This window comes from Neobacillus niacini (assembly GCF_046591715.1).
In the GTDB taxonomy this organism is placed as follows: domain Bacteria; phylum Bacillota; class Bacilli; order Bacillales; family Cytobacillaceae; genus Neobacillus; species Neobacillus niacini_L.
Genome location: NZ_JAWVNQ010000005.1, coordinates 234,089 through 259,019 on the forward strand (window position 1 = coordinate 234,089; position 24,931 = coordinate 259,019).

General features: G+C 42.3%; 27 protein-coding genes. 21 read left to right on the forward strand and 6 right to left on the reverse strand.

All coding sequences use genetic code 11. The features are described from left to right. Positions 1 to 150 precede the first annotated feature (150 nt). The 8 genes from nuoL (at position 151) to SFC47_RS15540 (ending at position 11,141) form a co-directional block, all read left to right on the forward strand. Positions 151 to 2,013, forward strand: coding sequence for an NADH-quinone oxidoreductase subunit L (gene nuoL / locus SFC47_RS15505; protein ID WP_411255281.1), 1,863 nt, complete (start codon positions 151 to 153; stop codon positions 2,011 to 2,013). Continuing rightward, on the forward strand, positions 2,014 to 3,522 hold the full coding sequence (locus SFC47_RS15510; protein ID WP_411255197.1) for an NADH-quinone oxidoreductase subunit M: 1,509 nt from the start codon (positions 2,014 to 2,016) through the stop codon (positions 3,520 to 3,522). Between the two features lie 6 nt (positions 3,523 to 3,528). After that, positions 3,529 to 5,046 (forward strand): NADH-quinone oxidoreductase subunit NuoN, encoded by a 1,518-nt coding sequence (gene nuoN, locus SFC47_RS15515; RefSeq protein ID WP_411255198.1) that lies wholly within the window; start codon positions 3,529 to 3,531, stop codon positions 5,044 to 5,046. Between the two features lie 275 nt (positions 5,047 to 5,321). Then, positions 5,322 to 5,579, forward strand: coding sequence for a DUF1146 family protein (locus tag SFC47_RS15520; RefSeq protein ID WP_411255282.1), 258 nt, complete (start codon positions 5,322 to 5,324; stop codon positions 5,577 to 5,579). Between the two features lie 280 nt (positions 5,580 to 5,859). Beyond that, positions 5,860 to 6,603 carry a YwmB family TATA-box binding protein gene (locus SFC47_RS15525; protein WP_411255199.1) on the forward strand — a complete coding sequence of 248 codons (744 nt, stop codon included), beginning with the start codon at positions 5,860 to 5,862 and terminating at the stop codon, positions 6,601 to 6,603. 32 nt (positions 6,604 to 6,635) lie between these two features. Then, positions 6,636 to 7,946, forward strand: coding sequence for a UDP-N-acetylglucosamine 1-carboxyvinyltransferase (gene murA / locus SFC47_RS15530; protein ID WP_411255200.1), 1,311 nt, complete (start codon positions 6,636 to 6,638; stop codon positions 7,944 to 7,946). A gap of 185 nt (positions 7,947 to 8,131) precedes the next feature. Beyond that, positions 8,132 to 9,166 carry a stage II sporulation protein D gene (gene spoIID / locus SFC47_RS15535; protein ID WP_411255201.1) on the forward strand — a complete coding sequence of 345 codons (1,035 nt, stop codon included), beginning with the start codon at positions 8,132 to 8,134 and terminating at the stop codon, positions 9,164 to 9,166. 1,027 nt (positions 9,167 to 10,193) lie between these two features. Then, on the forward strand, positions 10,194 to 11,141 hold the full coding sequence (locus SFC47_RS15540) for a nuclease-related domain-containing protein (protein ID WP_411255202.1): 948 nt from the start codon (positions 10,194 to 10,196) through the stop codon (positions 11,139 to 11,141). Between the two features lie 64 nt (positions 11,142 to 11,205). Here SFC47_RS15540 and SFC47_RS15545 read toward each other — a convergent pair whose 3' ends face one another. After that, positions 11,206 to 11,631 (reverse strand): VanZ family protein, encoded by a 426-nt coding sequence (locus tag SFC47_RS15545; RefSeq protein WP_411255203.1) that lies wholly within the window; start codon positions 11,629 to 11,631, stop codon positions 11,206 to 11,208. Positions 11,632 to 11,772: 141 nt separating this feature from the next. Between SFC47_RS15545 and spoIIQ the strand changes: the two genes are divergently transcribed. The 4 genes from spoIIQ (at position 11,773) to SFC47_RS15565 (ending at position 16,048) form a co-directional block, all read left to right on the forward strand. Continuing rightward, positions 11,773 to 12,609 (forward strand): stage II sporulation protein SpoIIQ, encoded by an 837-nt coding sequence (gene spoIIQ, locus SFC47_RS15550; protein ID WP_411255204.1) that lies wholly within the window; start codon positions 11,773 to 11,775, stop codon positions 12,607 to 12,609. A gap of 110 nt (positions 12,610 to 12,719) precedes the next feature. Then, positions 12,720 to 14,720 carry a penicillin-binding transpeptidase domain-containing protein gene (locus SFC47_RS15555; protein ID WP_411255205.1) on the forward strand — a complete coding sequence of 667 codons (2,001 nt, stop codon included), beginning with the start codon at positions 12,720 to 12,722 and terminating at the stop codon, positions 14,718 to 14,720. Between the two features lie 101 nt (positions 14,721 to 14,821). Next, positions 14,822 to 15,586: a hypothetical protein gene (locus tag SFC47_RS15560; protein ID WP_411255206.1), complete on the forward strand. Its 765-nt coding sequence runs from the start codon at positions 14,822 to 14,824 to the stop codon at positions 15,584 to 15,586. Between the two features lie 15 nt (positions 15,587 to 15,601). Beyond that, a complete protein-coding gene (locus tag SFC47_RS15565) occupies positions 15,602 to 16,048 on the forward strand; it encodes a hypothetical protein (protein ID WP_411255207.1) in 447 nt (148 codons plus the stop codon). Positions 16,049 to 16,063: 15 nt separating this feature from the next. Here SFC47_RS15565 and SFC47_RS15570 read toward each other — a convergent pair whose 3' ends face one another. Beyond that, positions 16,064 to 16,369 carry an MGMT family protein gene (locus SFC47_RS15570; RefSeq protein WP_411255208.1) on the reverse strand — a complete coding sequence of 102 codons (306 nt, stop codon included), beginning with the start codon at positions 16,367 to 16,369 and terminating at the stop codon, positions 16,064 to 16,066. A 597-nt stretch (positions 16,370 to 16,966) separates the two neighbouring features. Here SFC47_RS15570 and spoIIID point away from each other — a divergent pair. The 5 genes from spoIIID (at position 16,967) to SFC47_RS15595 (ending at position 20,062) form a co-directional block, all read left to right on the forward strand. Continuing rightward, positions 16,967 to 17,239, forward strand: coding sequence for a sporulation transcriptional regulator SpoIIID (gene spoIIID, locus SFC47_RS15575; RefSeq protein WP_007086083.1), 273 nt, complete (start codon positions 16,967 to 16,969; stop codon positions 17,237 to 17,239). A 254-nt stretch (positions 17,240 to 17,493) separates the two neighbouring features. After that, positions 17,494 to 18,495 carry a rod shape-determining protein gene (gene mreB, locus SFC47_RS15580; RefSeq protein WP_063254779.1) on the forward strand — a complete coding sequence of 334 codons (1,002 nt, stop codon included), beginning with the start codon at positions 17,494 to 17,496 and terminating at the stop codon, positions 18,493 to 18,495. Between the two features lie 276 nt (positions 18,496 to 18,771). Next, the gene (locus tag SFC47_RS15585; protein WP_411255209.1) at positions 18,772 to 19,104 is read left to right on the forward strand and encodes a DNA-directed RNA polymerase subunit beta; all 333 of its coding nucleotides are present in this window, start codon (positions 18,772 to 18,774) and stop codon (positions 19,102 to 19,104) included. Between the two features lie 86 nt (positions 19,105 to 19,190). Then, entirely contained in the window at positions 19,191 to 19,616 is a 426-nt protein-coding gene (gene fabZ, locus SFC47_RS15590) for a 3-hydroxyacyl-ACP dehydratase FabZ (protein ID WP_411255210.1), read from the forward strand. 110 nt (positions 19,617 to 19,726) lie between these two features. Then, positions 19,727 to 20,062: a hypothetical protein gene (locus tag SFC47_RS15595; protein WP_411255211.1), complete on the forward strand. Its 336-nt coding sequence runs from the start codon at positions 19,727 to 19,729 to the stop codon at positions 20,060 to 20,062. Between the two features lie 43 nt (positions 20,063 to 20,105). Here the strand turns inward: SFC47_RS15595 and SFC47_RS15600 are convergent, their stop codons facing one another. Beyond that, the gene (locus tag SFC47_RS15600) at positions 20,106 to 20,537 is read right to left on the reverse strand and encodes a YwpF family protein (protein ID WP_411255212.1); all 432 of its coding nucleotides are present in this window, start codon (positions 20,535 to 20,537) and stop codon (positions 20,106 to 20,108) included. 259 nt (positions 20,538 to 20,796) lie between these two features. Here SFC47_RS15600 and ssb point away from each other — a divergent pair, with 259 nt between their 5' ends. Together ssb and SFC47_RS15610 are read left to right on the forward strand one after the other, a co-directional pair. Continuing rightward, entirely contained in the window at positions 20,797 to 21,180 is a 384-nt protein-coding gene (ssb, locus tag SFC47_RS15605) for a single-stranded DNA-binding protein (RefSeq protein ID WP_411255213.1), read from the forward strand. Continuing rightward, positions 21,177 to 21,455 (forward strand): hypothetical protein, encoded by a 279-nt coding sequence (locus SFC47_RS15610; RefSeq protein WP_411255214.1) that lies wholly within the window; start codon positions 21,177 to 21,179, stop codon positions 21,453 to 21,455. The genes ssb and SFC47_RS15610 overlap by 4 nt, the downstream gene beginning before the upstream one ends. Here the strand turns inward: SFC47_RS15610 and SFC47_RS15615 are convergent. Then, positions 21,452 to 21,655 carry a hypothetical protein gene (locus SFC47_RS15615; RefSeq protein WP_411255215.1) on the reverse strand — a complete coding sequence of 68 codons (204 nt, stop codon included), beginning with the start codon at positions 21,653 to 21,655 and terminating at the stop codon, positions 21,452 to 21,454. The two genes, SFC47_RS15610 and SFC47_RS15615, sit on opposite strands and share 4 nt — an antisense overlap. A 76-nt stretch (positions 21,656 to 21,731) precedes the next feature. Then, on the reverse strand, positions 21,732 to 22,142 hold the full coding sequence (locus SFC47_RS15620) for a helix-turn-helix domain-containing protein (protein WP_411255216.1): 411 nt from the start codon (positions 22,140 to 22,142) through the stop codon (positions 21,732 to 21,734). Between the two features lie 221 nt (positions 22,143 to 22,363). Between SFC47_RS15620 and SFC47_RS15625 the strand changes: the two genes are divergently transcribed. Continuing rightward, the gene (locus SFC47_RS15625) at positions 22,364 to 22,759 is read left to right on the forward strand and encodes a hypothetical protein (RefSeq protein WP_411255217.1); all 396 of its coding nucleotides are present in this window, start codon (positions 22,364 to 22,366) and stop codon (positions 22,757 to 22,759) included. 392 nt (positions 22,760 to 23,151) lie between these two features. Beyond that, entirely contained in the window at positions 23,152 to 24,213 is a 1,062-nt protein-coding gene (locus SFC47_RS15630) for a 3D domain-containing protein (RefSeq protein WP_411255218.1), read from the forward strand. Positions 24,214 to 24,250: 37 nt separating this feature from the next. Here the strand turns inward: SFC47_RS15630 and SFC47_RS15635 are convergent, their stop codons facing one another. After that, the gene (locus SFC47_RS15635) at positions 24,251 to 24,829 is read right to left on the reverse strand and encodes a CBO0543 family protein (RefSeq protein WP_411255219.1); all 579 of its coding nucleotides are present in this window, start codon (positions 24,827 to 24,829) and stop codon (positions 24,251 to 24,253) included. Positions 24,830 to 24,931: the final 102 nt, after the last annotated feature.

Consider the following 24,931-nt stretch of genomic DNA (forward strand, 5'->3'; position numbering starts at 1 on the left):
CTGTCACCGCAGAAAGACACTGTCCGTCTCAGGCGGACAAATTGGTAATAATTGGTGTGCGACTTAAGTGGACATTGTCCACGCCGGTGAATTTTGTTGAAAGATTCACCGTGGGTGACAGGCACCATTTTTAAAAAGGGGATTGTGATGATGATGGAAAATGCATGGATCATACCGCTTTTCCCGCTACTTTCGTTTTTGATTCTTCTTCTATTTGGTAAGCGGCTGAAGGATGCCAGTGCGTATGTCGGTATTCTGTTGACGCTTGCTGCCTTAGTATATTCGTTGTTGGTGTTGTTCGAGCGTTTCACAGAACCCACGTTTAAGACTTCAACGGAGTGGCTCAAGATAGGAGATATTTCTTTAACAGCGGGCTTTGAAGTGAATCAATTGAATGCATTAATGCTTGTAATTGTCTCGCTCGTCAGCTTCCTGGTACATACTTATTCAAAAGGATATATGCACGGGGATGAGCGGTTTCCAGTATTCTATGCCTATTTAGGACTATTTACGTTTGCGATGCTTGGGCTTGTGATCTCGCCAAACCTGCTGCAAACCTATATTTTCTGGGAGCTCGTCGGAGTCGGTTCCTTCCTCTTAATCGGATTCTATTTCTACAAAGAAGAAGCGAAGGCTGCGGCAAAGAAAGCGTTCATTATGACCCGTATCGGAGACGTAGGTCTTTTAATCGGGATGATTTTATTATTTTGGGAAACAAAAAGCTTTGAATACAGCGAGATTTTCGAGGCCGTTGAGGCTGGCGCTGTTTCGACTGCGATGATTACCTTAACAGCTATCCTTATCTTTGTCGGTGCTGTTGGGAAATCAGGTCAGTTCCCGCTTCACACATGGCTGCCGGACGCGATGGAAGGTCCGACACCGGTTTCTGCTTTAATCCACGCCGCTACCATGGTTGCTGCCGGGGTTTACTTAGTTGCTTCGCTTTTCCCGCTGTTCGCAGCGAGTGAAACAGCACTTTTAACCGTTGCAGTCATTGGTGCGTTTACGGCAATTTTTGCAGCTAGTATCGGTCTTGTACAAACAGATATTAAACGTGTTCTTGCCTACTCGACGGTCAGCCAGCTTGGTTATATGATGCTTGCGCTTGGCTCTGCAGGCTATGTGGCTGGTGTATTCCACTTGATGACACATGCTTTCTTTAAAGCGTTGCTGTTCTTAGCAGCCGGAAGCGTCATTCATGCGGTACACACGCAGAATATCGAGGAAATGGGCGGCCTATGGAAAAAGCTAAAGCTTACCGCACCATTATTCTTAATCGGAACACTCGCAATCAGCGGTGTGCCATTGTTTTCAGGTTTCTTCAGTAAAGATGAAATTTTAATATCAGCCTGGGAGGGAGGACATCCTGTTCTGTTCCTGCTGGCGCTTGCAGCGGCATTTATGACCGCATTCTATATGTTCCGCCTATTCTTCATGGTTTTTACAGGAGAAGCGCGGACACCTTTGAAAAATGTTCACGAATCACCATCGATGATGACTTTCCCGATGATCGTTCTAGGTGTATTAGCGATTATCGCTGGTTATGTGCAAACACCATTTAATCATAATCTTGGTGAATGGCTGGTTGATGGCAACGAAGCACTTGGTCATGGACACGTCGAAGGTCCAATTTGGATTATGATTGCAGCAACGGTTGTATCTTTAGCAGGTATTTACCTTGCTTATCTGATTTACTATAAGCGTTCAATCGCGCGCAACTGGCTGTCAGGCAGCGGCGATACGCTTCACAGCATTTTACTGAACAAATATTACATTGACGAATTCTATCAAATGTCAGTCGTTGCTTTTACAAAAGGAATCAGCTACTTCTTGCGTTTCATTGATGTCTTCTTAGTGGAAGGAATCATGAAAGCTGTGGCAGGGATTGTGCAGGGCCTTGGAGCTGCAGGTTCAAAGCTGCAGACAGGTCAAACACAAACCTATGTGACTGTAGCATTCGTTGGTATGGCACTATTAGCCGTCATCTTTGTACTAACAGGGGGGTACTTATAAATGGATCTTTCTTTCGTTCTATCACTATTAGTATTCTCCCCGTTACTCGGAATTATTGTTTTAGCCTTCATGCCTAAAACAGAAGAAAAAAGTATTAAAATCGTCGGCTTCCTAGCGACACTGCCAGCACTGGTTATTGCAATCGGCCTTTATCTACATTATCTAGCAGGGAAAGCGTTAAGCGACTTTAGCGTTGCGAAGGATTGGATTACATTTGGCGGCCTGCAAGGTACTGAAGCAGGATTCTGGAAAGTTAACTATGAACTTGGTGTCAGCGGCTTTTCAATGCTGTTAGTACTCCTAACGGCTGTCGTTGCAACACTTGCAGCAATTGCCTCCATTTATATTAAAAAAGAATGGAAAGGCTACTTCATGTTGTTCCTGCTTTTAGAAATTGGAATGCTTGGAGTATTTACAGCAGAAAACTTAGTTCTATTTTTCTTATTCTTTGAAATTACCTTAATTCCAACCTTCTTCTTAATCGGAAAATGGGGTTATTTTGAAAAAGAAAAAGCGGCATACAGCTTCTTAATCTATAACGGATTAGGTTCAGCGGTTTTGTTGATCGTGATTATGGTTCTGTTTTCAAAAACTGGTACCACGAATATTGAAATGCTCACGCAAATCATGGGGGATGCGAATCTTCCAATGACAAGCGGTTTAAAAATGGGCTTATTGATTGCGCTCTTAGTCGCTTTTGGTGTTAAGCTGCCAATCTTCCCATTACACAGCTGGATGCTTCGTGTTCACGTGCAGGCACCGCCGTCCATCGTTATGATTCACTCTGGTATTCTATTGAAAATCGGTGCCTACGGTCTAATCCGATTTGGTATGGGAATTTTCCCAGAGCAGTTTGAAAGCTTAGCGGTATTGTTAGCCATCCTTGGCGTAATCAACCTGCTTTACGGTGCATTCCTAGCATTCATTCAAACAGACTTTAAAATGGTCTTGGCGTATTCCTCAATTTCTCACATGGGAATTGTGTTAATCGGATTAGCAGCGTTGAATGAGGCAGGCGTGCAAGGGGCTATTTTTCAAGTGGTCTCACACGGTTTAATCTCAGCACTATTGTTCTTCTTAGTAGGTGCTTTCTATGAGCGCACCGATACATCATTAATGGAAAACCTAGGCGGTATGGCAAAGGGAATGCCGATTGCTTCAGGATTCCTGCTTGCTGGCGCATTGGCGTCACTAGGCTTACCAGGTATGTCTGGATTCGTCAGTGAATTTATGGCGTTCCTAGGGCTGTTTGAAGAAATGCCATGGATTGCAGCAGTCGGCTGTATTGGTATTATCATGACCGCTGTTTATTTATTACGTGCCGTCTTAAGCATTACGTACGGCCAAGCACACCGTGAATTCACAGGGCTCGTTGACCTAAAAGGTGTCGAACTTGTACCGGTTCTTGTGCTGACTGCATTAATCGTCTTAATCGGAGTAGTACCAAGCGTTCTAAGCTCACCGCTTCAAGCCACACTTGAAACGATTATGCTAGGGTTAGGAGGGTGACGAAGGATGAGTCTTGAGGATTTAACATCATATAATTGGGGCATCATGACACCAGAATTTATCATCGTTGGTGTTGCTGCGCTTATAACAATACTAGATTTATTTATGCCGAAAAAACAAGACCGCCGCATCCTTGGCTGGATAGGAATTGCCGCGATTTTCGCCGCAATGGCATCCTTAGCGACACTAGTTGGGGCAGCGCCTGATTCCATTTTAGAGGATACGTTCCGTCTTGATTCTTTTGGTAAAGCATTCAAATTCCTTCTGCTGACAGGAGGCGCGCTTGTCTTATTTTTAGCGGTCTCTTACAAAGGTGACGAGGGAATGGAAGAATACCGCGGTGAATTTTATTATCTATTCCTAACCGGATTACTCGGCGGAATGATTATGACTTCAAGCGGTGACTTAATCACATTATTTATCGGTCTTGAGTTGTTATCGATTTCTTCTTATATACTAGCGGGTATCCGCAAAAACAACTTAAAGTCAAATGAATCAGCGATGAAATACGTCATCAACGGTTCAATTGCGACTGCAATTACCTTGTTCGGTATGAGCTATGTATACGGCTTAACAGGCACAACAAACCTGTTAGCAATCGCAAGAACACTTCAGGCCTTAGCTGACGCACAGCATGCGTATCTGCTCAGTTTAGCGTTCATAATGATCTTTGTTGGATTAGCCTTTAAATTGGCCGCTGCTCCATTCCATATGTGGGCACCAGACGTTTACCAAGGCGCGCCAACACCGGTTACTGCATTCTTGAGCGTTGTATCGAAAACAGCTGGCTTTGTGATTGTAGCCCGCATCATGATTTCAGTCTTTGGTGTGGCAGCAACAGAAGGACCAGGTTCGATGCCAATTCTTTATAAAATGCAGGACTACATCGCTGTGATTGCTGCGGCTACAATGATCATCGGAAACGTTGTAGCATTAAAGCAAAGTAATATTAAAAGAATGTTTGCGTACTCTAGTATCGCCCACGCGGGTTACGTTCTTGTGGCGTTTACATCACTCAGTTCGAACTTCTTTTACAGTGTTTGGTTCTACTTATTAGCGTACTTGTTCATGAACCTTGGAGCTTTTGCGATTATCCAATTAGTAGAGGCGAAAACAGGTTCAACGAAGATAGCTGATTTTGCTGGCCTTTACCGCCGTTCACCGGTGCTGGCAATATCAATGGGTATTCTGTTAATTGCATTAGCAGGCTTCCCAGGAACAGCAGGTTTCATCGGGAAGTTGAACATCTTTATCGGTGCTTTTACAGTTCAGGAACCGCATTATGTACTGGCATCCGTGATGATTGCGACAACAGTTGTATCGTATTTCTACTATTTCGGTATCATGACACAAATGTTCTTCCGCCCGGCTGCGGACGACAGCAAGTTTTCAAAGATTCCAGCGGGAATTCTGGTTGTATTAATCGTAACCGTCGCGGCATCTATATTGTTTGGAATATTCCCAGACATCGCCATCGACTTCGTAAACGAAAACTTCAACCATTTCTCAGACTTCTTACAATAGGCCGGCAACTTTGGGGGAAGAACCCGGTCTAGGTCGAATAAAAGGGGTAACATATATAGCAACAGCAAAGAAGAGGCTTGGGGGAGCCTCTTCTTTTTATTGGTGGTGCCTGTCACCATTTATGCACTTTATTCTGCATAAAGGCCGGTTTTTGCATAAATGGTGACAGGCACCAAGAACTGTCACAAATTAGACACAATTAAAAAATGAAACCTTTTACGCTTTCATCCGTCAGTATGATAGAATGTTTTTTGGTCTTAAAAGGAGGTCATATGATGGTTGATGATTTTGGACAAATAGCATTGCTTAGTATTTTTTCACATCTGGTCTTTATTGCGTTGGCATGGTGGGCACTGCAGTCTATCCGCTTAGATAAGCTGTTGAAACCAAACCATGTTTTCCAGGCAAGATTGCTTTATATATTGTTGGCCATTGTCATTGGATCGTCGGTTAGTAATTTCTTCCTAGACTACCTTCAGTGGTCTAGACAGCTTCCTTTAATTTTACAATACATACAACTGGTAAAAATTTAGGTCTTCGTACATGTTCCCTTTTCGGGAAAAATTGAGTACAATTCTCTTTGTGTGAAAAAATAAACAAAGCTCACAGCTTAGATATAGAGTTAACGTAAAAGCGAAATCACTTCAATGTGAAGAACTTTTTGGTCATGAAAATCGAAAGCGACTCTAAAGCAGAAACAAATAATTTTCAGAAGATCTCTTCGGATTCAAAAAGCTTGTCAAAAAGTGACGACATTTCCCAAGTATGCTATCTCTCTCCTTGGTAACAATGGTAGTAAGGGGGAGAGTAGAGATGAAGAGAAAGAAAGTCCTTTTTAGTATAGGTATATTGATGATTGTTGGTTTGATAGCAGTATTTGGCAGCCGGATGACGGAAGCCAGCGGCGGTCTCGAATTGGTAAAAATCGCTGACGCATTTCAAACAGAAGATATTTTGCTCGAAGAATGGTCGTTTTATGCAAGGGAGCATTTGGTTGACCTGAGTACAGAGAAAGAAGTGCAGGAATATGTGAAGGAGCTTCAGCATAAATTTCCTGATTGGGATTGGTCGGAAAGTGGGGCCAGCGACAAATGGGAAGTAACAGCAGTTTCTCCGACTTCTAAACACCACAAAGAAATGCTTCAAATTATGGCAACCCACACAAAACAACCTATAGATGCGTATATAGTATATAGGGTCAGCGGTAACGAGTGGAACAAGGAAATGGAGTCCTTTTTCACGGAGAATCAGTTTAAAAATAGGCTTTCCGACATATTTCGAGGAAATCCAACAGTTTTCTCTGGTATGAAGGGTAGTATCAGTGATAAGATTGATAAGGCTGTACCAACTATTGCTAGTGACTTAATGGAAATTTTTAAAGCAAAAGAAATCGAAGCGTTAAAAGAGGATAATTTCATGTCTGTTTCGGCGGCATCGCCAATGTTTTCAAACTCCATTACAGAGGACATGAATTTACAAATTGGCATACGCTCCGAAGGATTGGGCGGAAAGACTACCATTGTAGTTGGCACACCAATCATTACGATTGAATATTAATATAGAGAAAATGGACGCGGAGGGGAATACTCTTGGAAAAGATCATCGTCCGCGGCGGACAAAGGCTATATGGATCGGTTAAAGTAGAAGGTGCAAAAAATGCGGTCCTGCCTGTACTCGCTGCCACATTATTAGCAAGTGACGGAAAAAGTGTAATTCGTGATGTACCTACACTCTCCGATGTATACACAATTAATGAAGTATTGCGCAACTTGAATGCTGAAGTTGCCTTTAACAATAATACAGTTGTCGTTGATGCATCTAGAGTGTTAAAAGAAGAAGCGCCTTTCGAATACGTTCGTAAGATGCGCGCGTCTGTCCTCGTGATGGGATCACTGCTCGCCCGCAATGGCCGAGCACGTGTGGCTCTGCCAGGCGGATGTGCAATTGGTTCTAGACCGATTGACCAGCACCTTAAAGGCTTTGAAGCCATGGGCGCTAAGGTTAAAGTAGGAAATGGATTTATCGAAGCGGAAGTAAACGGCCGCTTAAAGGGAGCAAAGATTTACTTGGATTTCCCAAGTGTTGGTGCCACTGAAAATATCATGATGGCTGCGACCCTTGCAAAAGGTACGACAATCATTGAAAACGTAGCAAAGGAACCGGAAATCGTTGACCTTGCTAACTTCTTGAATAAAATGGGCGCTAATGTCCGAGGCGCAGGCACGGGCACTCTTCGTATTGAAGGTGTAGATGTACTGTTTGGCGCTGACCACAACATTATTCCGGACCGTATCGAAGCAGGTACCTTTATGGTTGCCAGTGCGATTACGGGCGGAAATGTATTGGTACAAGGTGCTGTCCCTGAACACCTCTCTTCTTTAATTGCAAAAATGGAAGAGATGGGCGTGACGATTATTGAAGAAGGTGATGGCGTTCGCGTCATCGGTCCTGAAAAGCTTAAGGCTGTTGACATCAAAACGATGCCTCATCCTGGCTTCCCAACTGATATGCAATCACAAATGATGGCTCTTCTGCTTCGTGCAGAAGGAACTTCAATGATTACCGAAACGGTTTTTGAAAATCGCTTCATGCATGTCGAAGAATTCCGCCGGATGAATGCTGATATTAAGATTGAAGGCCGTTCTGTCATTTTAAATGGTCCTTCCAACTTACAAGGTGCGGAAGTTTCTGCAACAGATCTTCGTGCCGCAGCGGCTCTGATTTTAACAGGGTTAGTTTCTGAAGGAAACACTCGCGTAACGGAGTTAAAGCATTTAGACCGTGGCTATGTAAACTTCCATGGAAAATTAGCTGCTTTAGGTGCAGATATCGAGCGCGTAAAGGAAGCAGAAGAAGTTTTCCCAGCAGTGGAAAGTTATATTACCGATTTAAACGCGTAATTTTATAAAAATAATGAACCGAAGAGGGTATCTCGAGTTGATGCATTCTTCGGTTTTTTATTATATGTTGTTTTTAGAAAATTCAGTCTTATGTTTTTTGTCATAAATGCTTGTCCGCCCCCATAAGATGGAATGAGAAAGCGCCCAGGTAAGGGTGCGTAAATTTCATAATTGGAGGCTCCTACATGAAAAAATTCAAACCACTCATCCTACTAGCGTCATTCTTATTTGCCCTCACTCTGCTTATTCCAGCAATCCTCGTCCTGCCGTTCGGTGACGGGAAGGCAAGCGGCAAATTAGGTGAAGACCTATCCAACAAAGCCCCAAATTCCGAAACTGCAGACAATTCATCAAAGGACGCCGCCGTTGAAGTCGCGGTTTACCGCTCATCAGCAGGACAAATTGACAACGTTCCACTAGAAGAATACCTCGTCGGGGTTGTAGCAGCTGAAATGCCTGTTGAGTTCAAGGAGGAAGCCTTGAAGGCACAAGCGTTGACAGCAAGAACGTATATCGTAAAAAAAATGCTGAGCAAGGATAATCTTGGTGTTCCAGAAGGTGCACAAGTAACGGACACGCAAATTCACCAGGTTTACCTAAGCAAGGAGCAAATGAGAGCCAACTGGGGGATGGAGTTTGAATCAAACTACTCGAAGATCCTGTCAGCGGTTCGGGCCACGAGCGGACAGATTTTGACGTATGAAGGGCAGGCCATCGACGCCTCCTTCTTCTCCACCAGCAACGGCTACACAGAGAACTCAGAGGACTACTGGTCCAATGAGATGCCGTATTTGCGAAGTGTTTCCAGCCCATGGGACAAAAATTCACCTAAGTTTAATTCGGTTAAGGAAGTAACACTCAAACAATTTGAATCAGCCCTCGGAGTAAAAGTGGGTTCGAGCGGGACGATTGGAAAAATTGTCGAGCGGACTACGGGCAAGCGAGTCGCTAAAGTTGATTTCAACGGCAAGGTTTTGACCGGAAAACAAATCCGAGAGAAGTTAGACTTAAGGTCCTCAGACTTTGACTGGGAGCGGAAAGGAAACAGCATCGTCATCACCACGCGCGGCTTCGGACACGGTGTCGGCATGAGCCAGTACGGCGCAAACGGCATGGCCGCCGATGGCAAGGATTATCAGGAGATCGTGAAGCACTATTATCAGGGCGTAGAAGTCACAAGTGCGGATACGATGCTTGCTACTATTACGGCGAAGAAATAGATGGTTTTTGGGAGAGCTGGGCACTCTTTTGGGGTGTCTGGCTTTTTTTTGTGGGTTCTCGGTTGGTGACGGTGACGGTGGGAGTGGGGGATTTGTTAGGCAGGTAAATGAAGGATGTATGCAGGTAAAATTCAAACTATGCAGGTAAGCGAGTGAAATTCGCAGGTACGGGACACATATTGGCAGGTAGAGGTTTTTCACTACAAAAAGGTACCTATCAAAAACTACCCTGATTGATAATCTACGCTTAAATTCGAGGTTAATACCCAGATATAGGAAAATTATTACCTCAGCCAGGTCGCAGCCTGTCTGTTTCAGAGTCTAGTTTGGGTGCCTCGGATTTGTTAGGCAGATAAACAAAGGAAATAAGCAGGTAAAATCCAAACTATGCAGGTGAGTGAGTAAAATCCGCAGGTAAGGCACCCATTTTGGCAGGAAGAGGATTTTTACTACAAAAAGGTACCTATCAATACCCGCCCTGATCCATAATCTACGCTTAATTTTGAGTGGATTATTCATATATAGGAAATTAAATACCTAAGCCAGGCCGCAGCCTGGCTGTTTCAGATTCTGGTATGGGTGCTTGTGATTTGTTAGGCAGATAAACAAAGGAGATATGCAGGTAAAATCCAAACTGTGCAGGTAAGTGAGTAAAATCCGCAGGTAAGGAACACATTTTGGCAGGAAGAGGATTTTTAATGAAAAAGGTAACTATAAATACCAACCTACATCTATAATCTTCGATTGATTTTGAGTGTAATATCCATGATTAGGAAGCCAAATACCTCAGCCAGGCCACAGCCTGTCTGTTTCAGAGTCTGGTTTGGGTGCCTCGGATTTGTTAGGCAGATAAACAAAGGATATAAACAGGTAAAATCCAAACTATGCCGGTAAACCAATAAAATCCGCAGGTAAAGCACACATTTTGGCAGGTACCCTAAAACTACACCTTTCTGTAACAATATATTTAAAGGATTCAACACTCATAAGGAAGAATTACTGTAAAAAAAAGAAAGGATTGTTGCAAATGATAGCAAAGCCATGTGTGCTGCCGAAGAGTATTGAGAAATATCAAGCTATAATAAGGAGGATTCCAGAAACCAATTTGTCAAAACCCGAGATTGTAACAGATTACAATAATCGTTTGACAGGATTTCTTGGAGAGGAATCTGTGATGAATTTCCACCTTGAACCGATTTCAGACCTCAACTACCAAATTTATCACGATCTTCGCCTATACCATGGCAAATATTATTTTCAAATTGACATTCTCATCCTGTGTGCATACTTTGCGTTGGTGCTTGAAGTGAAAAATTGGTCAAGGGATTGGCATTTCGATAAGGTTCTCCATCAGACCATGGTGGATGTGAATGGAAAGCTGGAGAGAACGAAGAATCCTATTTTTCAAGCTAGGTTGCAAGCCTTTAAGCTCAGAGAATGGCTAAAGGCGAATAAAATGACGGGGATACCCATTCAGTTTCTGTTCGTCAACAGTAATGAAAAGTCCAATATCATCATCCAAGAAGATAATAAATACAAATGGAATGTTTGTAACAGTGAATACCTGCTAGAGAAAATAGACCAAATAGACAAGGATTATAAGATTGAATTGCTAGACGAGAAAGAGCTGCGAAAGATAAACAAACTCCTATTAACCAGCCATACACCAGAAAATGTCGATCTCCTTGAAAAGTATAATCTCTCACATAAAGAAATCCTCACAGGCGTTCACTGCCCGGGCTGCAATCATTTACCGATGACCTATAATGCGGGTACCTGGAGATGTTCAAAGTGTCGAATGGAATCCAAAACGGCCTTCACCGATACAATCCAGGATTATTTTCATCTTATTAACCCCACGATAACCAACAGTGAGGCGCGCAGATTTTTACAGATAAAATCACCTAAAATGGCTCACTATTATTTAAATTCTATGAACCTAAACAGTACTGGTACATTTAAAAATAAAATCTAGCACCAATAAAAAAACCACTGCACAAAAAGTGCAATGGCTACAATTTCTTCACAAATCTAGGGACCTACAATCCCCGCACATACCCCAAAACCTTCCCTAACCTCACAAAACGCCCCTTAAACAGCGCACCCTGGATAAAATAGAAGCATACTACTATCCCAGTAACGTCTTTAACAAGGTCAAACCAGGACGCTGAGCGGTAAGCGTAGAAGGATTGGTGAATCTCGTCTGTCAGCCCGTACAGGCCAGCTATGACGGCACAGATGACATTAAGCCGAACGGTGAACGGACCCCGGCGAGTAAGGAAGGCCAAAACTAGTAATACATAAAAACAAGCGAACTCTATTAAATGCAGAGATTCCTTAATGGTCTTATCGAGCGCGGAATCGGGGAGTTCGACGAAGTGGTTGGATGGAAGACTCGACATAATCCAGATTGCCCCCATATATAAAAAAGGCAGGATTCGCAGGATCCATTTGATGACTTTCATAAAAATGTTCCTCCAGAAAAATAAATTTTTAACAAGTATGCATAAAAACTTCAGCACTTTCAAAAAATAAGTGGAAAAATTTTTTTTACTAGTGTATATAATTCTACTTATCTGTTCAGAATGATTGCTGAGGTGATGAAAATGAGAGAGGAAGAAAACAAACGATCTTCTCAAGATTCCAGCGTTAAACGCTTTTTCAAAAAGCGTTGGGTATTTCCAGCCATTTATATTGCAAGTGCAGCAATCATTCTGACAGGTGTTCTTTGGTTCCAAGGCAGCGATAATGCAACAGACAAGTACGATTACGAGTCTTCTGACCTAACAGGTAAAAAGAACGATACTCCAGCACTTGAGGTAAACTCTAGTCTAGAAAACCTGAAGATGCCTGTACAAAATCCAATGGACGCAGTTGTCAAAATGGAATTCTATGATGACAATGCAAGTGAAGAAAAACAGGAAGCAGCAATCGTAGTTCACAACAATAACTATGAGCCGCATACTGGTGTTGACTTCACATCCAAAGATGGCGAAACTTTTGATGTAACAGCTGCTCTTAGCGGTAAAGTTACTAGAGTGGAAGAAGACGCTACCCTTGGCAATGTCATTGAAATTGAACACGATAAAGGTATTGTAACACAATATCAATCAGTTAAAGATGTGAAGGTTAAGGTTGGCGACAAAGTAAAACAAGGACAAGTTCTTGCCAAGGCTGGACAAAGCTTGTACCAAGAAGATGCTGGAACACATGTACATTTTGAAATCCGTAAAGATGGTATCCCAGTAAATCCGACTAACTTTTTTAACAAACCAGTAAGCGAATTACAGGAAGAAACTGCAGCGGATGAAAAGAAAGAAGATAAGAAGAGTCCGAAACAACAAATGATTGAGGACCCTGCGAGTGATGAGTCTACTCCTTCTAAGGAAGAAACTCCGTCCGACGATGAATCTTCTGAGTCAACAGATAAAACAAACTCTTAATAATCAACAAAGGGGAAAGGGGAATATGAACCTTCCTCTTTTTTTGTGTTCTTTTGCCCGCGTTTTACTTACATAAATATGGTAAACTGGTGGAAAAGGGGGGATCTTTTTTGAAAAAAATACTAGGACTGCTGGTGATGCTCTTTCTCGCCGTGATGGCAGCAGCTGGCTGCAGCAAGGAACCAACGCCACAGGATCGGTTTGATGCATACATAAAGCTATGGAATGAGCAAAAGTTCGATAAGATGTATGACTACCTGACAGAAGGCTCTAAAGAGGTTATCTCGAAGGAAGACTTCACCAGCCGCTATCAAAAAATCTACGAAGACCTGCAAATTACAGACCTCAAGATGACCTTTAAAAAACCGGAAGAAGAAGAAAAGCTTGATAAGGATACAGACAGTGTCAGTTATGACTTTTCCGCTAAAATGAACAGCATCGCCGGCCCCATTGAATTTACACACAGTGCGAAGATGAAAAAAGAAGAACGTGACAAAGAAAATAACTGGTATGTGGATTGGAATACCACCTATATCTTTCCGCAATTGAAGGATGGCGACAAAATCGGCATCAGCTCCATCAAGCCAAAGCGCGGGCAAATCTTTGACCGGGCTGGAAATGGACTAGCGATAAATGGAGAGGTGTTTGAGGTTGGAGTGGTCCCAGGTAAGCTGGAAGGACAGAAGGAGCATGTTATCCAGCAATTGTCCAAACTATTAAAAATGACACCGGATCAAATTAACAAAGCGCTTAATGCGAGCTGGGTGAAGCCCGATTTGTTTGTGCCGCTAAAGAGGGTATCGCCCGACGATACAGAGCGTATCGCTCAGTTAATCGCTTTAGAGCCAGTGCAGACCAAAAGGGTAGGAGCGCGAATTTATCCTTATAATGAAGCGGCTGCCCATTTAATCGGCTATGTCGGTTCGATTACCGCAGAGGAGCTTGAAAAGTTAAAGGACAAAGGCTATACAAGCAATGACGTAATTGGAAAAAGAGGGCTTGAGGAAGTGTTTGATTCTCAGCTGAAAGGAACTAGCGGAGTGAAGATCACGATAAAAAAGCCAGACGGAGCAACAGAGGTTTTAGCCGAAAAGCCGGTTGAGGATGGGAAGGACATATCGCTTACCATCGATATCGATATGCAGGCAAGTTTGTATGCTGAGCTTGCTGGCGAGGCAGGTGCTGGAGCGGCGATTGACCCTGTGAGCGGTGAGACACTGGCACTTGTCAGCTCGCCGTCGTTTGACCCGAATCAAGCCACGCTGGGCTTCTCAGGCGATGAGTGGAAAGACCTCCAGGACAATCCACAAAAGCCGCTGACGACCAGGTTTAATAAGGCGTATGCACCAGGTTCAGTCTTTAAGCCAATCACAGCGATGATTGGACTCACAAACAAGACAATTACGCCTGAGCAAACGATGGAGATTAAGGGATTGAAATGGCAGAAGGGTGCCTCATGGGGCAAGTATTTTGTGACGAGGGTACATGAAGCAAATCCTGTTAACTTAGAAAAAGCGATGGTCTACTCGGACAATATCTATTTCGCTCAAGCGGCTTTAGGAATTGGAAAAGAGCAATTCGCGGAAGCGTTAAAGGGATTCGGCTTTGAACAAGAGCCCGATTATCCATACCCGCTTGAAACATCGACGATTGGAAAATTGGAGAACGAAATTTTCTTGGCGGACTCTGGATATGGCCAGGGACAAATTCAAATGAGTATTGTTCATTTGCTTGAAACGTATACACCGTTTGTTAACGGTGGGAATATGGTTAAGCCTAGCCTGCTGCTGGACACTGAAAAAAGTGAAAAAGCAGTTGTATCGCCTGATATCGCCAAAACAGTTTCTTCGATGTTAAGAAAGGTTGTCGGTGACAAGGATGGAACGGCACATTCTGCGAATATTGCAGACTATCCGCTAGCAGGCAAAACGGGGACGGCCGAGATCAAGGAAAAGCAAGGGGAAAAAGGAACGGAAAACGGCTGGTTCATCGCCTACAACACCAACTCGCCAGGATTAATGGTCGCGATGATGGTTGAAAACGTTCTGGATCGCGGCGGTTCTCAGATTCCTGTGAAAAAAGTGAAAAATGTCTTTATGCAAAGAAGATAACCTAAGACAGAAACCAGCTGCTGGTTTCTGTTTTTTTGTATTGGTAAGGATATTTAATCCATAACGAGAAAAAATACTAGTAAAAAGACAGGAGCAGCACGTTGAACCAAAATCCCCAACCTCGAAGATACATAGCGCATTTATCACAATTTACAACATCAGTCCTTCAAAGAAAGAACCCATGGGTGGTTGCCTTTTTTGCCTTTTCTTATCCCGGATTTGGCCACCTTTTACTGCACCGCTATATCGCAGGATTTATACTCATCCTCTGGGAAACGTTTATTAATGGCAAGGCAAACGTGAATCTTGGGATTTTATTTACGCTGACCGGCGACTTTGGTAAAGCCAAGGAGGTCATGGATGAGCGCTGGCTTATGCTTTATGTAGGAATCTATATGTTTGGAATCTGGGACAGCTATCGGACCACGGTGGATTTAAACAAGCAATACCTTTTGGCTGATCGCGAGGGTGCCTCAATCCGGCCGACTGCGATGGGAGCTTGGGATATCAACTTCATGGATAAGAGGAAACCCTGGGTCGCTGTTGTATGGTCTGCTCTCTTCCCTGGCTTAGGTCATCTGTATATTCATAAAGTGATTTCAGGATTTTTTATTTTTGCTTACACCGTCGGGATCATGTATTTTGGCCATATTCCAGAGGGTATTCAGTTCACCATGCTCGGCAAGTTTTCTGAGGCGAAAAAGGCAGTCGATATGCAGTGGCTCCTCTATCTGCCTTCGATTTACTTTTTTATTCTGTATGACGCCTATAGTACGACCATTGAATATAATTCTCTTTTTGAAAAAGAAATGAAGAAATTCTTACGAGAAAATTATCAAAAAAAGGAGTTCAAGTTTCCTTTTTAGGAATGAGTGAAGTGAATGTTTGTGATTGCTTCGTTTGAGAATTCAATTTACATAGAGTTAGCCATTTCAGCATTAGAACAGCAGGGAATCTCAAAGGAAATGATTCTAGCGGCACCGCTAGATAAGCGTAAAGAATTGAGGGGGCTGTTTGATACCATCCACAAATCAGATGGCTTTAGTCTGTTTGATGGGCCGGCGATTCTCGGAACCTGCCTGATGCTGCTCGGTGCGATTTATGGATATGTGCTGGAATGGGGCCCGATATTATGGGGAATCATCGGGGCTGTTTCAGGGCTGCTGTTAGGGTTTCTTATCAAAATGCTTCTTCTAAAGAAAAATAAAAGGGGAAATGGAAGGATTACATCAGAGGTTGTTCTTATGGTCCGGTGTGAGGACCACAAATGGGATCAGGTAGAAAAAATATTATGGGACCACTTTGCTCTGGGTCTGACAAAAATATAAAATACCACCTCTTATTTAGGGGTGGTATTGGTATTTTTCCAGGTCAATGGTTCCGTTTAGGCCTATTTCAATTCCTTCACTTTCGAGTGAGAATAGCTGCTCCGTATAGGACTCGTCATCTTGGAGTGCAATCTGTCCTTTCGCATTGACAACACGGTGCCAGGGCAGGCGGTGTTTTTTGCTCATACTATGAAGGACACGAACCACCTGCCGGGCAGCACGGGGACTCCCAGCAGCTCTGGCTATTTGCCCATAGGTCATAATCCTGCCTTCAGGAATATTTTTTATTATTTCCACGACTCTTTCGGTAAAAGGCTGCATATTTCGAATTCCTCTCCGTCTAATTCATCCCATTATATAATATTCTTTTTAAAAAGCAGTGAAAAAATTATCGTCAAATCAATGTAAAAGGCTGAAAAAACCATAAAATGAACAAAAAATATTATTTTCAATAAAATTTTCATTCGACAATCGCACCTGACAAATTTCTCAGGAAATAATCAAAAAAGCTCTTCATTTCCAAAGTGGAGCTAGAAACAATGCGGCCTCCAGCCTTTTCGGCAAATTGTCGATTTTAAGGTAAAAAGCACTCCGAATGTCTGATTTTTCAAACAATTCCTGAGAGGTCTTGTCCTTATTGTCTATTTCGTGCATATTCCCGTATCCAAGCTAATAAAATGGTTACAAACCTTTACAAATAGAGTGTTTGAGGTGAAGAGTCGTTTGAGGCTTTTGTAGATATAGTTGGAGACATGATTATTCATCGTATAGCTGCATAATTGCATAAATGGTGACAGGCACCAAAGCAGCACCACAACGGTGGCACCACCGCAGTTATGTGGATTCAGTATTTCGTCTTAGTGATAAGCGGATCTCATTTCGCACTTCTAAACATCCAATTTAGGGAGGGCGAGTGGTGTGCACGATTACATCAAAGAGAGAACTATCAAGATTGGAAAGTATATCGTGGAGACGAGGAAAACGGTTCGTGTAATAGCGAAGGAGTTTGGCGTGTCCAAAAGTACTGTCCATAAAGATTTGACAGAGAGACTTCCTGAAATAAATCCTGAGCTGGCAAATGAAGTAAAAGAGATTCTAGATTATCATAAATCGATTAGACATCTCCGGGGTGGAGAAGCGACGAAGATGAAATATCAGAAGGAAGAAAAAGAGGGTGAGGCCGTTAAGTAGGCCGACTTTCAGAAGGACTCTCACAAAAAAGAAAAAATGTTTTGAAATGGCCATTTTCAAAAGACTTCTTGGAGCATTCTAAGAATGTCGGGGAAAGGGCCATTTTTAATGGTAAAAAAGCAGCATTCTCTTACAAATAAATTTTTTCCGACAAATTTCTACGTTTTTTGTGTTAACAGTATGGAAATTTTAAGGAATATGGTATCATTAACAATTAGGAAAGAATGACCGTTTCAAGGAGGAAAGAAAAGAGAATGTTTGCTAGGGATATTGGGATTGATTTGGGAACGGCTAACGTGTTAATCCACGTAAAAGGCCGTGGAATTGTATTGAATGAGCCATCTGTGGTTGCCATTGATAAAAATACGAACCGGGTTCTTGCTGTTGGTGAGGAAGCTCGCCGCATGGTCGGACGTACACCTGGGAACATTGTCGCGATTCGCCCGTTGAAGGATGGAGTAATCGCTGACTTTGACGTAACAGAAGCAATGTTAAAACATTTTATTAATAAGTTGAACGTAAAAGGCTTTTTATCGAAACCGCGTATTTTGATTTGCTGTCCAACGAACATCACAAGCGTGGAGCAAAAAGCAATTCGAGAAGCGGCAGAAAAGAGCGGCGGCAAGAAGATTTACCTAGAAGAGGAACCGAAAGTGGCAGCGATTGGCGCCGGAATGGATATCTTCCAGCCAAGCGGTAATATGGTTGTCGACATCGGCGGCGGAACAACGGATGTAGCAGTCCTTTCAATGGGCGATATCGTTACTTCATCTTCGATTAAAATGGCCGGCGACAAGTTCGACATGGAAATCCTCAATCACATCAAGCGTGAGTACAAGCTATTGATCGGTGAACGCACAGCTGAGAATATTAAAATCAACATTGGTACCGTATTTCCTGGATCACGCTCGGAAGAAATGGAAATTCGCGGACGCGACATGGTCAGCGGCTTACCGCGTACGATTACGGTTCGTTCGGAAGAAATTGAAGGCGCACTGCGTGAGTCAGTTTCTGTTATCGTTCAAGCGGCTAAGAGTGTACTTGAACGAACACCGCCAGAATTATCGGCTGACATCATCGACCGCGGCGTAATTTTAACAGGCGGCGGCGCATTACTTCATGGTATTGATGCTTTATTAGCAGACGAGTTAAAGGTACCAGTCTTGGTGGCAGAAAATCCAATGGACTGCGTAGCAATCGGAACAGGCATTATGTTAGACAATATTGACAGAATTCCGAAAAGAAAACTTGGATAACAGGTAGGACATCTTACCTTACAAATCAAAAGTCTAATGATCTCAACATCATTGGGCTTTTTTATTTATGTTAATTGGTCATGAAGCCTCAAAAAACAAAGAAAATTCGCCACTATTTGCCATGGAAATACTTTTTTAAGCAAAAATTTACTGCGAATACCCTAATTATTTTATAAAATAGAGTATAATATTAGGTAAAATCAATTACAGCAGTAGAATGGGCAGACGAAAGGTCCAATAATATATAGAGGATTTCGTTTAAAGGGGAATAATGAGATGTCAGTGAATCAGCTAAAACAGGTGAAATCGAGGGAAGAGCTTAAAAAGACAAAAGAAGATGGGCGGAAGGCTGCTCTTGGTAAAACCACTCAAAAAGCTTCTAAAGTCAAAAGTGCTCAAAAAGCCCGCAAAGCTGAAAGTGCGAATAAGAGAATCCGAATCCGCCTGATTCCGATTTGGCTTAGGATTGTCTTGTTGATCATTTTTACAGGTGGATTTCTGGTTGCAGGTGCCGCGGTTGGCTACGGTGTGCTCGGAAATGGAAATCCTGGAGATGTGTTAAAAGCATCGACCTGGACACATATTATCGATCTAGTTGAAAAAAAATAAACGAGGAAGGGCTCAAGTTGCCCTTCCTTTTTGTATGCACTTAATAGTAAAATGTAATTATCTGTTCCTATGAGGAGGTACTAATTATGTTGGATGTGACACAAATTAAAGAAATTATTCCCCATCGTTATCCATTTTTGCTCGTAGATAAAATTCTAGAAATCGAAGAAGGAGTCCGGGCAGTTGGAATTAAAAATGTAACGGCTAATGAGGAGTTCTTCAATGGCCATTTTCCTGACTATCCGGTTATGCCGGGAGTGCTGATTGTTGAGGCGCTTGCACAGGTGGGTGCTGTTGCCGTATTGAAGAAGGAAGAAAATCGCGGCAAATTAGCGTTTTTTGCTGGAATCGATGGCTGCCGTTTCAAAAGACAAGTAAAACCAGGGGATCAGCTCAGGCTGGAAGTTGAAATTATCCGCCTGCGCGGACCAATTGGAAAAGGCAAAGCAGTGGCGACAGTGGATGGAGAAGTTGCCTGCGAAGCAGAAATTACCTTTGCACTAGGAAAATAATCGGGGGCATCTCCGGTTATTTTTTTTGTAATAGTCCTAAAAAACTTGGGGAAAATAACAGAAGACCACTAAGGGGTCAATATTTTTCTCATGGAAAGGGGCTTTTACGTTTGAAGAAAAAGCTGTTTTTGGTGCTATTAAGTGCACTTCTATCAGGGTTTATGTTAGCTGGCTGTAATAATGATGATGACCAAAATCCGCCGCCGCCAGTGAACGACGAAGTGGATACTCCGCTTGACGACGATAACAACCTGGACGGAAACGACAACAACGATCTAGATGTTAATGACGATGAAGATGGTTTAGGAAACACAAACACTCGTTATAACAACAACGACACCAACACGGACAACGACGGAGACATGATGCGCGACAGAAATGACCGCGGTGAAGACATGATCGAAGACCGCCGTGATGCAAATGACCGCGACAATCGAGACAGATAATAAGCGAAAGGGGCAGGCTGATTGTATTCAGCCCGCCCCTATTTTAGTCATGCTTCATTTTTAATTTCGGTTTACTCTTCATTTTGTCCTTAAATTCTTCGAGCAGTGCCTGCCCGCCAAGACCTTTTTCAAGCAGGCTGTCGAGCAGCAGCTCAGAATAATCTCTTCTGTTTCGGCGCAGGCGTCCTTCGAACAGAACGCTGATATGCTTTTCAAATCTGTGCAGTGAGGCAATTTTCGTTTGGAAGTATGCAGGGTCGTTTTCGCGCTTCGTAATCACCACTTGGACGATGAGTTCGCGGCCATCTTCCTGAATCTTTTTAAAGTAATCATATAGGGATAAATCGGTATAGGCTTCAAGCAGCCAACTGGCCCGTTCGTTTTCTTTATTGATAATTAGTCCATCTTCTAATGGGACTTCCACCGAATTTCCACCGTCAACAACTTCTAAAGCGACTAATTTAAAGGTTTTCATCTGCGATACCTCCGTTTTCGATTCATCGGTCACATTTTCTAAATTATAACATATTACTTCAAGAAACAAATGTCGAAAAATATTTGTCGGTTTTTGCAAGATTGCCCTTTGTGGAAAGGATGGGTTTTCAAATTTGTAGTTTGAACTAGGAAAACCGCGAATTTGAGGGAAGATAGATGTCGAAAATGGCTCTTCCACAATTTTACTTGAAGGCACCGAGGGACTATGATTAAGCCATAAACAGGAGAGGAGAATGTGTATGATCAATCAAGTCACCCTTGTTGGAAGACTGACCCGGGATCCGGAGCTAAGAAGAACAAGTGAAGGACTGCCGGTAACTTCGATTACTTTGGCTGTCAGCCGGCATTTCCGAAATCAGCATGGAGAAATTGAGGCAGATTTCGTTCAGTGTACACTTTGGAAAAAGGCAGCGGAAAATACCGCTCAATACTGCCGTAAGGGGTCGGTTGTCGGGATAACAGGCAGGCTGCAGACCCGGCATTATGATAATAAAGAAGGCAAAAGAGTTTACGTGACAGAGGTATTGGCCGATTCCATCCAATTCCTCGGGGCAAAACCCAGCACCCCAGTTGGTCCGCCTCCGGTCAGCGTAACAGTCTCAAAGGAGGAACTGCCATTTTGAACAGTCGCGATGAAGTAGCCGCCAGTTTAGAACAGCTGCTTGAAAGTTTAATAAAAATGGTCGGCCGAGCCAATCAAAATAACAACCAGCTGCAAAAAAAAATGATAGAGATGACTCAAGAAAGTGAGAGTCTGAAGAAGAGAATCAGCCAGCTAGAATGGATTATGAAAGGGCAGCTTAAGGAACGAGAATGGAGCCCAATCAGAACCTACCCCCCACACCCTCATACACACTCACAATCAGAAATTCACGACCATGTTTCGGTTCATTTTTAAAAATAAATATTCATCATGCCGATTTTTCTACAATATCTAGATTTATTATTGGTAAAACTAAAGTCAGCTTCAGGTACCTTTTCGATTTTCCCCGAAGTTAGAGTATAGAAGAGCAGCCACTCTCCAACATAATCCCCATTCTCCGGCCGAGTGAGCGCCGGAATTTTTTTATCGATTTCTTTGTATAATTTTTTATCCAACAGGGCACAATAGTACAAAACCCCCTGTGTTTTATTTTTCGAGGCCGCTGATAATTGATCAGCGGCCTATTTTTTATTAGATGTTTTTATGCTTTTTGCTAGCTTTAATCTGATAGGTTAATAAATCGATAAAAAATGCACGGCGCTTTGCTGGCATGAGATGAATGTCGAGCAGATTCTTTTTCAAATCAGGCTCTTGCTGGAGCAGCTGAAGGATGATACTTAATTCAGGGTCAAGAAGACTCTCCTTCGTCATATATCCTGGCTCCTCATTTTTAGGGAGAAGCTGGTCCAATTCCCCGACCAAATATTCCTTATCGACTTGATATAACTCAGCAAATCGAACCACAGTTTGGTAGGTGGGAACGCTTCTCCCTGTTTCATATCTGCTCACAGTAGAGCGATCCATGTTCATCATGTCTGCCAGGGTTTGCTGAGACCAGTTTCGTTTGTCACGCAGCTGTCGCAACTTTTCAGATAAAGACATCTTAATCACCGCCATAAAAACAATTGATGTTTTTAACTTAACGGCAAAAGAATGGCGATTGTTCGGATGTGCGTAATGCGCACGATTGATTATGTGAATCCTATGCACGCTCTACTGTAAATATGGGTTAGAGCGCATAGGGGATAAAAGGAGTTTTAAAATTATTGTCGAATAATAATGGTTGTTGTAACTATTTGTCTCATTGGAGGTCATATAAAAATATGCCAAACTCATTAGTATTTATTGGAGAACGACCGAGTTACTTGGAAATGCAAATCAAAGGGAAACCGGATTTCTACGACGCCATCGTACTCTCTAAAAAGTCCCATCACCCATCTTCAAACCGTTCCTACCATTCAATTCCTCTTCACGAAACAAGAGTTACCATCCACATACGTGAGACTAACTCCCAATTTAACTGTTACTACAAATCTTTACAGCTTATCGAAGGCGAGAAACAACTGTCCGAGGAAGAAGCATTCGATATCTTCACTAGCTTTGCCATTATGGAAGACAACAAGGTTGCATTTTTATTAGACTCAGGAAGAAAAGGGATTAAATTACGGGAGAAAGTGGGGCCGCGGAGTTTGACTGCACGAGAAAAATTGGAGGTCTAAATCGAAATTTGTAACAGAAATATTACAAATAAGTGGAATTAGAAGGTTTCGGTTCCAGCCGAAGCCCTTTTTTCTCCTTTTGATAACCTAACAATCACCCCATATATTTTACTTTTTAGACAAAATCATGGCTAAATAACCTTTTTCGTGTCGCTTTGCGAGTGCATACATAGCGTAATTTTATACAAAGAAACAAACTGTCCATCCCACACGGACAAATAGGGCGAAATGTCCACGAGTGGTGACAGGCACCGCAATTTTGTCTATATTTTTCATCTGTTTACATTGTTTCCCACTGTTATATGACAAATTGTGATAGAGTTTTAACATTTTTGTAATATAACTGGTACATTGTCATGGTATAAATAGATTAATAGAGAAGGGGGAAGAGTATGCAACTTTTAAGGCGTATGATTTTCATGTTTCTAACATGCGTAATATTGGTGTCAGGTACCGTTGTGGCACATGCAGAATCAAGTAAGGAAGCTTTACATAACGTGGAGCAAGAGCTTGAACAAAAGGCGAATGAAAAGAACTCTATTAATAAAGAAATTGAAAAGATCAAAGCAGATATGGAATCTTTACAATCTTATATAGCACAAAATAGAGAAGCATTGGCAGAAACTCAAAAGAGAATCGCTGCAACTCAACAGCAGATCGAAAAGAAAAAAGAAGAAATTGTCGTTCTTCAGGATAAAATTCATAATCGTAAAGATGTTATGAAAAGCAGGTTAGTGGCATTACAAGCAGATGAAAAAATGAGTGTAGCCATTAATGTCATTTTAGAAGCTAAAAGTGTTGCCGATCTAATTCAACGTGCAAGTGCGGTAACGACATTGTTTAACGCTGATAATGAAATTATTGATGATCAAGAAAATGACCTTGCGCAAATTGAAAAAGACAAGGCAGAAATTGCAAAGCATGAGGCACAACTAGCTGTAGAAAGGGAAACGCTTTCAAAACAGCAGAATGAACTTGCTCTAAACCTACAAAAGAGACAAGAATCGTTAACAGTCATGCAGCAAAAATACAGCCAAGTGAACGAAGAAATGGCTGGAATTCAAGCTGAGCTGAAAGCAGCTCAAGAGAAGGTCCGCCAAGAGCAAGAGGCTGTCAAAGTAATGAGCACAGCTAATACACCTGCTGCACCTGCCGCTCCGGCACCAAAGGGTGTAGAAATGTATGTAACGTCGACTGCATATAGCTGGCAGTCTTCTGGAAGTATTACGTACATGGGCTATAATATTAAAGAAAATCCAAATATGAAATTAATCGCAGTGGATCCTTCTGTTATTCCATTGGGCTCAAAAGTATGGGTAGAAGGATATGGAGTCGCTATCGCGGGTGATACCGGCGGCGCTATTAAAGGCCATAAAATAGATGTATTAATGCCAAACAATGCACAAGCCTTTGCTTGGGGCAGAAGAACGGTGAAAATCGTCGTGTTACAATAGCAAATGTAAAAAAGAGATCTGACATCATATAACGATGTTAGGTCTCTTTTTGTGTTTTCTTGGCTAACTGAGCGAAATGATTCCGCATACTGAGATAATGTGCACTCATATATATAGCGATCTGGATGGGAACAGAGTATGTATAGCGCCAATGTTCTGGTACATATACACCTAACCAATCAAAGACTGGTTCTCCAACATAAGAGGCTAGAAGTGCAAAGAAAATAGCTTTAAACCAAGGATTAACTTGAGGTTTTACTTGCAGCAGCATAATTACCGAAAAGGGCATTAATGTAACATCCCAGGGAAAGTAAGTAGGAAGTACGGGAATAACATGATACCGATAATGCCAAAGACCAATTTGGTCTCCTACTATATCTAATAGAACAGAAATTGTCATGACATAAAAAGCGATATACAGTAATCGATCCGTACTTTCCTTTTTCCTTAAAACAAACCAAATGATCCAAGGTAAAATCGATAAGGCCACGCCCATCCACCACAAACCCGAAAAAAGGACATGGTCCAGCCAGATATCAATTTTTTTATCGATGAGCCTTTCAATTTGGGAATGATTACGGTCGATAATTTCAATAACTTTCTCCTTATGCGCCATATAACTACCTCTTAACTTTTTACATCTCCACACATTAGTATTAAACCCAAACCAAAATGTATGCCTTTAACAAAAGTAAAAGGTGCCTGTCACCATCGCCGG